Here is an 11,606-nt window from a genome sequence, read left to right as displayed (position 1 = left end):
CTCGGCTTTTTTAGTCCTTGTTAAAAAATGATATTTTTACGCATGAAAAACCTTTTGATGGTTTGATTCTATTCTAGGGCATATAATAGGTGTACAGACAGTCTTTTTGAGGTGGTAGCTTGAGGTACTTATTTTTGGCCATTATTATCGTACCTGCAGTTGAAATTGCAATTTTGCTGTGGTTCGGTCAGTTAATTGGCGTTCTCCCAACCTTTTTGTTTATTCTTTTAACTGGATTAATCGGTGCGTATCTTGCAAAGCAACAAGGGATTGTTACGATTCGGAAAGTTCAGGATAATATGGAGCGCGGGATTATGCCGGGAGATGCGCTGTTAGATGGAGTTTGTATCCTAATCGGCGGAACGCTTTTATTAACACCAGGTTTTGTCACAGATATCATCGGTTTTTTATTGCTTATTCCTGCGACAAGGAAGCATATGAAAAACTGGTTAGCCCAGTTTTTCAGAAAGAGAATGGACAGGCGGACAATAACGATTATTCGCTAAATCGAAGTTATTCGGTCCGTCTCAGTGCTGTTTTATGCGAGTGAGTTTTCCGGAGGTGCTCCTCCACTCGAAGGGGATCATTTAAATCATCCTGTATTTAAGGTTTGATTTGATGATCTCCTTTTATAAATGCTGATAAATCGTTAAAAACGCCTGCCCGATAAAGAGCGTTTATTAAAACAAGAATTACAGGTCCTACAAATAAGCCGAGAAATCCCCATAATTTATAACCTACAAAAAGGGAAACAAGGGTGGCGAGTGGGTCGAGACCTATATTTGATGATAAAATTTTCGGTTCCATTAACTGTCGCTGAACAATTACAAGAATGTATAAAATAGCGAGGCCAATTGCCAGATGCATACTCCCGCCAATTGCTTCAAATATAATCCAGGGAACGAATATTACGCCAGTACCTAAATACGGAATAATATCTACAAGCCCCGCTACAATGGCAATTGTAATTGCATATTCCACCCTAAGAATGATAAGCCCGATTAAAATGCTGACTGTTGAAATAGAAATAAGCATCGTTTGTGCAGTGATAAATCCTAATAATGCTTTCTTTAATTCCTCTAAAACGGTTCTTCCCCTCGATTTTGCCTTTCTAGTTAAGAAGCGACTCCCCTTTAACCGAAGATGATGCCAATCTTTACTTATAAAAAAAGTCCCCAACAAAGAAAAGATGACTACTGTGGCCGCGTTAGGAAACCAGCCAAGTATATTAGGGATTTTCCCCAAAAAACCTTGGGCGAAATTCCCAATCACTGTAGTAATTTGAGCACCGACTGTTTGGATGTTTTCTAAAATGGCTTCTTGTTGCCCAGATTCCAACGTCATAAGTAGTCCTGTAACCTGGTTATATAACGGAATGATTTGTGCAGCAATCATCTGTTCAATTGAGGATATTAATGTTTCTATATGTGTAGGAACAACTGCTGAAAGATATTCGGCACCTGCAACGATTTCTACAACTAAAAGAGTAATTAAACTAGCAAAAATGGTGAATATTAGGAACAAGACAATAAACACGGAAATGGTACGAGGTACTTTCATTTTCACTTCAAAGAAATTCACAAATGGATTGATCAAAAAAGCAATCAACAAACCGATAATAAAGGGGTAAATAAGTTTCGATAAGTAGAAAATGGAAATTATTGAGGCGAAAAAAATAAAAGTAACGATAAAAAGTCTAATGATTCTATTCAGATAAATATGATTCAAATAAACCCCTCCTTACGTAAGAGTACTTTAGTGCTTCTGTTCAATGAGGGATTCGCCATGGACGATAGAAATCCTGCTGCTTTCGGTAAGGTAAAACGAGGTTAGCCAAAAAATATTGGAAATCTAAAATTTTGATACGTGCATGTAAATTATGCTAAAATAGGGTTAACCTTGGAAGAGGTGAAAATGTTGGGATTTGAGCCTTTTTTATTTTTGGGATTGCTGCTGATCATTGCGTTAATCGCCAAAAACCACTCATTAATTATTGCTGTTGCAGTATTACTTTTATTAAAAATAGCCGGTTTTGATTCCAAGCTCTTTTCTTACATTCAAGCAAAAGGGATTAATTGGGGTGTTACAATCATAACAATAGCTGTACTAGCCCCTATAGCCGCTGGAGAAATTGGTTTTAAGGATTTATCAGGAGCATTTAAATCTCCGATTGCATGGATTGCACTTATTTCAGGAATTCTAGTTGCTTTACTGGCAAAAGGCGGCATAACTCTATTGGCTTCTGATCCTCATATTACGACAGCGTTAGTACTAGGAACCATCTTGGCCGTATCACTATTTAAAGGTGTGGCCGTTGGTCCTTTAATTGGTGCTGGTATCGCTTTTGTGGCTATGAAAATAATGGAATTTTTAAAGTAAAATAGTTTCTTTGTATAATAACATTTTTTTTGGAAATTACCTACTTTTCATTCACAAAAGTCAGAGAATTGTTTATAATAGGACTTGTAATTAAATCTACCTTCCTTTATATTGTTTTCTGTAAGATGAAAAATTTATTTTTAAAGATAATGTAAGCATTTTCTTTTATGTTCTATACCTGAGCAAGCGCTCGGTCTATAAGAATGCTGGGAATTGAAAGACAATGCTTGCATTTTGTTCAAGTTTCAGAAATTTTATTTTTTCTGAATTGACTTTCAATTTACAGTGATTAAATTAAAAACAAAAATACGAAATGGGGAAAATTACCGAGAAGGAGAGATTAGTATGACAGTTACACGTGGTCTTGAAGGAGTAGTGGCAACAACATCATCTATTAGTTCAATCATTGATGATACACTTACTTATGTAGGATATGATATTGATGATTTAGCTGACAATGCAAGTTTTGAAGAAGTCATATATTTATTATGGCACGGAAGACTTCCGGTTCAATCTGAGCTTGATGAGTTGAAAGGTCAATTAGCACAAAATATGGCATTACCTAAAGCGGTTTTAGATCATTTTAAGTTGTATGATATTGATAAGGTTCATCCAATGGCAGCGCTTCGAACGGGAGTTTCGCTATTAGGGTTGCATGATGAAGAAGCAGATGTTATGGAGGAAGATGCAAATTACCGAAAAGCCATTCGCTTACAGGCAAAAATGCCAGCGATTGTTACTGCTTTTGCACGTATCCGTAAAGGATTAGAGCCAGTGCAACCTCGTGAAGATTTCAGTTTCGCTGCAAACTTCCTTTACATGTTAACTGGAACAGAACCTGAGCCAATTGCAGTTGAAGCATTTAATAAAGCATTAGTTTTACATGCTGATCATGAACTAAATGCATCCACTTTCACTGCTCGTGTGTGTGTTGCAACTCTATCTGACGTATACTCTGGGGTAACTGCAGCAATTGGAGCATTAAAAGGTCCACTTCATGGTGGCGCAAATGAAGCCGTAATGAAAATGTTGACAGAAATAAAAACACTTGAAAATGTGGAACCATATATTCGTAAGAAATTAGATAATAAAGAAAAAATCATGGGGTTCGGCCACAGAGTATATCGTAAAGGAGACCCTCGAGCTAAGCATTTACGAGTAATGTCTGAAAAACTTACAGAATTGACAGGGGAACCACATTGGTATCAAATGTCAACGAAAATCGAGGAAATTGTAACGGGCGAGAAAAAGTTGCCACCAAATGTTGACTTCTATTCGGCTTCTGTATACCATAGCCTTGGTATTGATCATGATATATTTACACCAATTTTTGCTGTTAGTCGTGTATCCGGATGGTTAGCGCACATTCTTGAACAATACGCAAATAACCGCCTAATTCGTCCTCGTGCCGAATATACAGGTCCTGGCATGCAGAAATATGTTGAAGTCGGACTAAGAGATAAATAATTGCTTAGTTCGTATAAAAAGTAGATACAGATACAGCTATAAAAGCGGTATGATCAAACAACATCTACTTGTTTGAAAAAACTGCTTTTAAGATAATAGAAAAGAAGGTTGGGCTTGTTTATTGTACAACCTTCTTTTCTAGCGAATAATTGGAGGGAGATTTATATGTCACAAGGTGAAAAAATTACAGTCAAAGATGGAGTATTAAACGTTCCAAACAACCCGATTGTTCCGTTTATTGAAGGAGATGGTACAGGTGCTGACATTTGGGCATCATCTGTAAGAGTTTTGGACGCAGCGGTTGAAAAGGCTTATAATGGCGAACGAAAAATTGTCTGGAAAGAAGTTCTTGCCGGAGAGAAAGCATTTAACCAAACAGGAGAATGGCTTCCAGCCGAAACACTTGAAGCGATCGATGAATACTTAATCGCGATTAAAGGGCCGTTAACAACTCCTATTGGTGGTGGAATTCGTTCGTTAAATGTTGCTTTACGTCAGGAGTTAGACTTATTTGTGTGCTTACGACCTGTACGTTGGTTTGAAGGTGTACCATCACCTGTAAAACGTCCTCAAGATACAGATATGGTTATTTTCCGTGAAAATACTGAGGATATCTATGCTGGAATTGAATATAAAGAAGGTTCGGATGAAGTAAAAAAACTACTTGCTTTCTTACAAAACGAAATGGGTGTTAATAAAATCCGTTTCCCTGAAACATCAGGAATCGGTATCAAGCCAGTTTCTAAAGAAGGAACAAGTCGTTTAGTTCGTTCTGCGATTGAGTATGCAATTAAAGAGGGACGTAAATCCGTTACATTAGTACATAAAGGAAATATCATGAAATTTACTGAAGGTGCATTTAAAAACTGGGGTTATGAGCTCGCAGAAAAGGAATACGGTGATAAAGTATTTACTTGGGCACAGTATGACCAAATTAAAGAAGAGCAAGGGCTTGATGCTGCAAATAAAGCACAAGCTGAAGCAGAGGCAGCAGGAAAAATTATCGTCAAAGATGCAATTGCAGATATTTTCTTGCAACAAATTTTAACTCGTCCTAAAGAGTTTGAGGTTGTTGCGACAATGAACTTAAATGGAGATTACATTTCCGATGCTCTTGCCGCACAAGTAGGAGGAATTGGAATTGCACCTGGAGCAAACATCAACTATGAAACTGGGCATGCGATTTTCGAAGCTACACATGGAACAGCACCGAAATATGCTGGTCTTGATAAAGTAAATCCATCTTCGGTTATTCTTTCAGGAGTATTAATGCTTGAGCATTTAGGATGGAATGAAGCAGCGAACATGGTTGTTAAGTCAGTAGAAGATACAATTGCTTCAAAAGTTGTTACTTATGATTTTGCTCGGTTAATGGATGGGGCAACAGAAGTGAAATGTTCTGAATTCGGTGATGAATTGATTAAAAACATGAAATAAGATTTGTCAATGGGACTATTCTGAAAAGGAATAGTCCTCTACATATAAAGCAAGATGCACTCAAGGATTTGAAGATAATAACATAAGGAGATGTTTATATGTCTTTAAAACGAAAAAAAATATCGGTGGTTGGTGCTGGTTTTACTGGCGCTACAACGGCATTTATTCTTGCTCAAAAAGAACTAGGTGATGTAGTACTTGTTGATATTCCGCAAGCAGAAAACCCGACAAAGGGAAAAGCGCTTGATATGTTAGAAGCAGGACCTATTCAAGGGTTTGATGCAAATATTACTGGTACTTCCAACTATGAAGATACGAAAGACTCTGATGTAGTTGTAATCACTGCAGGAATCGCCCGCAAGCCTGGAATGAGTCGGGATGATTTAGTTCAGACGAACCAAAAAGTAATGAAAAGTGTCACAAAAGAAATCGTTAAATATTCTCCTAATTGTTATATTGTTGTCCTCACTAATCCAGTTGATGCAATGACATACACAGTCTTTAAAGAATCTGGCTTTCCGAAAAATCGTGTAATAGGTCAATCAGGAGTACTTGATAGTGCACGTTTCCGTACATTCGTAGCTCAAGAATTAAATTTATCTGTAAAAGATATTACTGGATTCGTCTTAGGTGGGCACGGAGACGATATGGTACCATTAGTCCGTTATTCATATGCCGGAGGCATTCCGCTTGAAACGTTGATCCCTAAGGAGCGCCTTGATGCAATTGTTGAACGTACACGTAAAGGTGGCGGAGAGATTGTTAATCTGTTAGGAAATGGCAGTGCTTATTATGCTCCAGCTGCCTCCCTAGTTGAAATGGTTGAAGCAATTGTTAAGGACCAGCGCCGTGTTCTCCCATCCATTGCTTATTTGGAAGGTGAATATGGTTATGAGGGAATTTACTTAGGTGTACCAACGATTTTAGGGGCAAATGGAATTGAAAAAGTGATTGAATTAGACTTGACAGCTGCAGAAAAAGCAGAGTTAGATAAATCAGCTGATTCTGTTCGCAATGTCATGGCTGTACTAGCTTAATATCAGTTTTATGTGATATCGGGGAATATTCCCCGATTTTTTTGCAAATAATAGTATATATGATTTTTTTAGGGGGAAATATACTATGTTGCTAGGGAAAAAGCGAAAGCTCGGAAAAACGATAGAAGAAATAACATTAGGGGAGAAACTTTCACTAACTGAAAAGATTGAAGACAAGGATCTTTTGTTATTTCTTGGCTTAACAAATGATGCAAACCCTTTATATATTCAACATGATTATGCTGCGCAGACTCCTCATAAAAAACCGGTTGTTCCTCCAATTATGTTAACAGGTATTATTACATCAGCTGTTTCTAAATATTTACCTGGTCCAGGAAGTTATATTTTAAGACATGAAATTGAATTTTTAAAACCAGTTTATCATTATGAAACGGTGGAATTTTTATTTGAGATCTCGCAAATTAATCCAGATGAACACTCGGTCGAAATAGCTGTGAATGCTACGAATGAAACAAAGGAAGAAGTATTAAAAGGAAAACTTCATGTCTGTCCTCCGTATCCGCTACAGTGTGATGATGGCCACGCATTAGACAATTTTTAGATGCCACTGGATGCATCTTTTTTTTTGCAATAAGATGATGTCGTTTGACGAACTATGCAAATAAAGTAAAATTTCTTTAAGTAAATCCTATTTAACGTTTATAATGATATTGAACAATAGATAATTTTATATATTGGAGGATATTATGAAAAAGGTATTAGTAGTCGATGATGAGCAGTCGATTGTAACATTGCTGCAATATAATCTAGAACAGTCAGGCTATGAGGTGATTACGGCAACGGATGGGGAATTAGGTGAACAGCTAGCATTACAGGAAAATCCTGACTTAATCATTCTTGATTTAATGTTACCTAAACTTGATGGCATTGAGGTCTGTAAACGACTACGGCAGCATAAAATGATGACTCCAATTTTAATGCTAACTGCAAAAGATGATGAATTCGATAAAATTCTCGGTCTTGAATTAGGAGCAGACGATTACATGACTAAGCCATTCAGTCCACGTGAAGTAATAGCAAGGGTGAAAGCGATTCTTCGTCGTTCTCATCTGAAAATAGAGTCATCGCAACCAATTGAAGAAAATAGCAATGGGCAAATTCGGATTGGCGATTTGAAAATCCTCCCTGATAATTATGAAGCATATTTTAAGGATCAACTTCTAGAATTCACACCGAAGGAATTTGAGTTGCTCCTTTACCTCGCTCAAAATAAAGGCAGGGTATTAACGAGAGATCAACTATTAAGTGCAGTTTGGAAATATGACTTCGCTGGAGACTCGCGAATTGTTGATGTACATATTAGCCATTTAAGAGAAAAAATTGAACAGAATACGAAAAAACCAATCTACATAAAAACGATTCGTGGACTAGGATATAAACTCGAGGAACCGAAACGGAATGACAAAGTATAAAACACGACTGCTTTTCGCTCTGGTAACATTAATTATTACCGTTCTGCTTGGTTTAGGAGTTGTTCTTGGTCAGCTTTTTAAAAACAATTATTTAAACTATTTCAATGAACGACTGAAAAATGAAGTGCAAATTGTCGCCAAAGTCATCGAGAAAAATGGTGGAATTGCTTTCATAGATCAAGAAGAAATGAATGAAGTTGGCGAATTGTTAAAAACAAGAATTACAATCGTTGATTCAGTAGGAAATATTCTGTTTGATACAGGTGTAGATTCCGGTACTACGGAAAATACACATAAAAATATCATTCATAACATAGTTGCAGACAGTATAAATGATGATAGTGGCGAGTATTCTTTTGGCGTTGGGATTAAATATTATTGGAAGTCAATCGCTTTAAATGGAGAAAACGATGGTTATCTATTTTTTGCAACAACAGTTGGAGAACTAAAGCAAGCTTATCAACATATTTGGTGGATTCTTAGCATCAGTCTTGGCTTAGCACTAGTTGTTATTGTTTTGTTAGTGGTAAAAATTACTTCTAGATACACGAAACCAATTGAATCGGCAACAAATGTAGCAATTGAATTAGCAAAGGGAAATTACCGAGCAAGAACATATGAAGATCATATTGATGAAACAGGTATGCTCAGTGCATCAATAAATATTCTTGCCCGGAATTTACAGGATTTAATGAAATCTCAAGAAATGCAACAAGATCGACTTAGTACATTAATTGAAAATATGGGAAGTGGATTAATTTTAGTTGATGGTCATGGCTATATTAACTTGATTAATAAACCATATAAGGAAATTTTTAATGTGAACCCTGATCAATACCTTTATAAGCTCTATCATGAAGTAGTTGAACATAAAGAGATTAGTTCACTTATTGAAGAAATCTTTATGACTGAGCAAAAAACAAAAAAGCAAGTGGTTTTATTATTAGGTTTTGAGCGACGCCATTTTGAAGTGTATGGGGTTCCTATTATTGGGACAAATAATGTGTGGAAGGGAGTGTTGCTAGTATTCCACGAGATTACAGAATTAAAAAAATTGGAACAAGTTAGGAAAGACTTTGTCGCGAATGTTTCGCACGAATTAAAAACTCCAATTACTTCTATAAAGGGCTTTTCAGAAACGTTACTTGACGGGGCGATGAACGACAAAAAAGCATTAGAGTCATTTCTTACAATCATTCTAAAAGAAAGCGATCGGCTTAAAATACTTATAGAAGATTTATTAGAATTATCAAGGATTGAACAAACCGGTTACCGCTTGAATTTAGGAAAAGTGAATATGAATGATCTAGTTTCTGAAGCGATGACGATCTTAAAGGCTCGAGCAGATGGGAAAAAGATCGCTTTTCAACATCATTCAACTGATTGTGAGACGATCATTGGAGATCAAGATAAATTAAAACAGGTCATGATTAATCTGTTAACAAATGCAATCACTTATACTCCAAACGGTGGGTTGATCTCGGTTGAAGTAAATGAAACAAGTGATTCAGTCATTTTGTTTGTAAAAGATACCGGAATTGGAATGGAAAAGGAGGAGATATCAAGGATCTTTGAACGCTTTTATCGTGTAGATAAAGCAAGAAGCCGTAATTCAGGGGGAACAGGTTTGGGTTTGGCAATTGTGAAACATATTATCGAGGCACATAAAGGGAACATTCAAGTTTCCAGTGATGTAGGGAAAGGAACAACTTTTAAAATCACACTTTTAAAAGAATTAATGAATGATAAACTGTAAAGAAATTGAAACTTCTTAGGCAGATACTCGTAATAAAGACATAGTCTAAAAGAGGGGGAGTATGCGTGAACTTACGGAAATTGTATGTCATAATAGGTTCTGTTTTTCTTGCCGGCCTGCTAATTCTTGTTGCTTTAACAAGCTGGTATACAGTAGATGAATCTGAACAAGCTGTGATTATAACGTTTGGAAAAGTAGAGGAAGGAATTAGTGAGCCGGGTTTAAACTTCAAAATGCCGTGGCCGATTCAAGATGTTAAAAAGCTTTCAAAGGAAACCTTTAGTCTCGAGTTTGGTTATGAGCAAAAAGATGGAGAGATTAAAGGGTTTCCTGCTGAAACGAAAATGATCACAGGAGATGAAAATATCGTCTTAGCTGATCTTGTTGTTCAATGGAGAATTACCAACCCTGAAAAATATTTGTTTAATGCTGCTTATCCCGAAGAAATTCTTTATGATGCAACATCAGCATCACTAAGAAGTATTATCGGAAGTTCAAGGATTGATGATGCCCTTACATCTGGAAAAGCGGAAATTGAAGGGGAAGTTCATGAGCTGTTAACAGACCTTATAGAAGAATATGATATTGGAATCTCTATTTTGGCTGTAAAACTTCAGGATGTCGAACTTCCGAATGAAGATGTCCGTAAAGCATTTACGGATGTAACAGATGCAAGGGAAACGATGAATACAAAAAGAAATGAAGCAGATAAATATCGGAACCAAAAGATAAATGAAGCAGAAGGGGAACGAGATGCTCTCATTTCTAGGGCAGAGGGGGATAAAGAAGCGCGAATTCAACGAGCAATTGGTGATGTAGCGGTCTTTAACGCTCTTCACAATGAGTACGCAGGAAACCCTGAAATTACAAGACAACGTCTCGTGATCGAGACGCTGGAACAAGTATTGCCAAATTCTGAAATTTATATAATGAATGATGACGGGAATACGCTCAAGTATTTTCCAATTAGACCGCTTGAATCGGGGCAACCAAAGCCTAATGCCGAAGGGAGTGAAGGATAATGGCTGATGATAAAATTATCGATATGAATGAACGGGTAAAAGCGAACTTTTCTTGGAATAAATACACGAAATTTGGCCTCTTTCTAGTTCTGCTTCTGTTAGTTTTAATCTTTATTCTCTCGAATCTCTTTGTCGTCAGGGAAGGTGAATATAAGGTTGTGCGTCAATTCGGTGAAGTAGTTCGAATTGAAAGTGAACCGGGGTTATCTTATAAAATTCCATTTATACAGAGCGTCACTACTCTTCCTAAATACCAAATGATTTATGATGTTTCCCAAGCAGAGATAAATACGAGGGATAAAAAACGGATTTTAATTGATAATTATTCAATTTGGAAGATTGATAGCCCTAGAGATATGATTGCGAATGCTAGAACACTTGAAGCGGCGGAAGCCCGCATGGAGGAATTTATTTATTCTGTAACCCGAACAGAATTGGGACAATTAGATTATGATGAAATCATTAATGACGAAAAGTCTTCGCGAGGTTCTTTAAATGATCGGATTACTGATAGAGTAAATGAATTACTAGCTAATGATAATTACGGGATAAGTGTAACCGATGTACGAATCAAACGAACGGATCTCCCAGAGGAAAATGAGAATTCTGTTTATATTCGGATGATTTCAGAACGTCATTCAACCGCACAGGAATATCTGTCTCGAGGAGACGCTGATAAAAATCGGATTGAGGCACAAACAGATCGTGAAGTAAATGAGATGCTTTCTAAGGCAAAAGCTGAAGCAGAGCAGATTCGAAGTGAAGGAGAATCGGAAGCTGCCAAGATATATAATGATGCATTCTCGAAGGATCCGGGATTTTACTCCCTATACAGAACGCTAGAATCATATAAACAGACAATTGGCGATGATACTGTGATTATTCTGCCTTCTGATTCACCATATGCTCGTTTGCTCATGGGCTATACCCAATAAACCGGATGGGTTCGGTAGTATAAGACCGTTGTTTTTCTTTCTTTTCTTGCTCATGATAGAATAAGGAAGAAAAATGAACGGTCTTTTTTGACTAGAAAAAAAGTATAAATTTCAAAAGTTAGAACTGTCTAGCTCCAGCG

11 protein-coding genes are annotated in these 11,606 nt (G+C 36.8%); 10 read left to right on the top strand and 1 reads right to left on the bottom strand.

What is annotated here, in order from left to right; genetic code table 11:
- Positions 1-119: 119 nt before the first annotated feature.
- A complete protein-coding gene (locus GNT69_RS09555; protein WP_203554714.1) occupies positions 120-506 on the top strand; it encodes an FxsA family protein in 387 nt (128 codons plus the stop codon).
- Positions 507-603: 97 nt separating this feature from the next.
- On the opposite strand, the gene ytvI is transcribed toward GNT69_RS09555, so the two are convergent.
- On the bottom strand, positions 604-1,728 hold the full coding sequence (gene ytvI, locus GNT69_RS09550; RefSeq protein WP_203554713.1) for a sporulation integral membrane protein YtvI: 1,125 nt from the start codon (positions 1,726-1,728) through the stop codon (positions 604-606).
- Positions 1,729-1,914: 186 nt separating this feature from the next.
- Here ytvI and GNT69_RS09545 point away from each other — a divergent pair, with 186 nt between their 5' ends.
- The 9 genes from GNT69_RS09545 (at position 1,915) to hflC (ending at position 11,466) form a co-directional block, all read left to right on the top strand.
- Positions 1,915-2,379 (top strand): DUF441 domain-containing protein, encoded by a 465-nt coding sequence (locus GNT69_RS09545; RefSeq protein WP_203554712.1) that lies wholly within the window; start codon positions 1,915-1,917, stop codon positions 2,377-2,379.
- Positions 2,380-2,724: 345 nt separating this feature from the next.
- The gene (citZ, locus tag GNT69_RS09540; protein ID WP_203554711.1) at positions 2,725-3,846 is read left to right on the top strand and encodes a citrate synthase; all 1,122 of its coding nucleotides are present in this window, start codon (positions 2,725-2,727) and stop codon (positions 3,844-3,846) included.
- Positions 3,847-4,011: 165 nt separating this feature from the next.
- The gene (gene icd / locus GNT69_RS09535; protein WP_203554710.1) at positions 4,012-5,283 is read left to right on the top strand and encodes an NADP-dependent isocitrate dehydrogenase; all 1,272 of its coding nucleotides are present in this window, start codon (positions 4,012-4,014) and stop codon (positions 5,281-5,283) included.
- Positions 5,284-5,381: 98 nt separating this feature from the next.
- On the top strand, positions 5,382-6,320 hold the full coding sequence (gene mdh, locus GNT69_RS09530) for a malate dehydrogenase (RefSeq protein ID WP_203554709.1): 939 nt from the start codon (positions 5,382-5,384) through the stop codon (positions 6,318-6,320).
- Positions 6,321-6,405: 85 nt separating this feature from the next.
- Positions 6,406-6,882, top strand: a complete 477-nt coding sequence (locus GNT69_RS09525) for a MaoC/PaaZ C-terminal domain-containing protein (RefSeq protein ID WP_203554708.1) — start codon at positions 6,406-6,408, stop codon at positions 6,880-6,882.
- 142 nt (positions 6,883-7,024) lie between these two features.
- Positions 7,025-7,753 carry a response regulator gene (locus GNT69_RS09520; protein WP_203554907.1) on the top strand — a complete coding sequence of 243 codons (729 nt, stop codon included), beginning with the start codon at positions 7,025-7,027 and terminating at the stop codon, positions 7,751-7,753.
- Positions 7,740-9,509, top strand: coding sequence for a two-component system histidine kinase PnpS (gene pnpS / locus GNT69_RS09515; protein WP_203554707.1), 1,770 nt, complete (start codon positions 7,740-7,742; stop codon positions 9,507-9,509). Before GNT69_RS09520 ends, pnpS begins: the two co-directional genes overlap by 14 nt.
- A 65-nt stretch (positions 9,510-9,574) precedes the next feature.
- On the top strand, positions 9,575-10,531 hold the full coding sequence (hflK, locus tag GNT69_RS09510) for an FtsH protease activity modulator HflK (protein WP_203554706.1): 957 nt from the start codon (positions 9,575-9,577) through the stop codon (positions 10,529-10,531).
- Positions 10,531-11,466 carry a protease modulator HflC gene (gene hflC / locus GNT69_RS09505; protein WP_203554705.1) on the top strand — a complete coding sequence of 312 codons (936 nt, stop codon included), beginning with the start codon at positions 10,531-10,533 and terminating at the stop codon, positions 11,464-11,466. The genes hflK and hflC overlap by 1 nt, the downstream gene beginning before the upstream one ends.
- The last annotated feature ends 140 nt before the right edge of the window (positions 11,467-11,606 follow it).

This window comes from Bacillus sp. B15-48, from assembly GCF_016879755.1.
GTDB lineage: Bacteria > Bacillota > Bacilli > Bacillales > Cytobacillaceae > Mesobacillus_B.
This window is presented reverse-complemented; position numbering and strand designations above follow the sequence as displayed.

What these genes read in the sequence shown, in the direction of transcription:
- icd (WP_203554710.1), top strand. Translation starts at nt 4,012, where the DNA reads ATGTCACAAGGTGAAAAAATTACAGTCAAAGATGGAGTATTAAACGTT.
- citZ (WP_203554711.1), top strand. Translation starts at nt 2,725, where the DNA reads ATGACAGTTACACGTGGTCTTGAAGGAGTAGTGGCAACAACATCATCT.
- GNT69_RS09525 (WP_203554708.1), top strand. Translation starts at nt 6,406, where the DNA reads ATGTTGCTAGGGAAAAAGCGAAAGCTCGGAAAAACGATAGAAGAAATA.
- mdh (WP_203554709.1), top strand. Translation starts at nt 5,382, where the DNA reads ATGTCTTTAAAACGAAAAAAAATATCGGTGGTTGGTGCTGGTTTTACT.
- pnpS (WP_203554707.1), top strand. Translation starts at nt 7,740, where the DNA reads ATGACAAAGTATAAAACACGACTGCTTTTCGCTCTGGTAACATTAATT.
- GNT69_RS09545 (WP_203554712.1), top strand. Translation starts at nt 1,915, where the DNA reads ATGTTGGGATTTGAGCCTTTTTTATTTTTGGGATTGCTGCTGATCATT.
- hflC (WP_203554705.1), top strand. Translation starts at nt 10,531, where the DNA reads ATGGCTGATGATAAAATTATCGATATGAATGAACGGGTAAAAGCGAAC.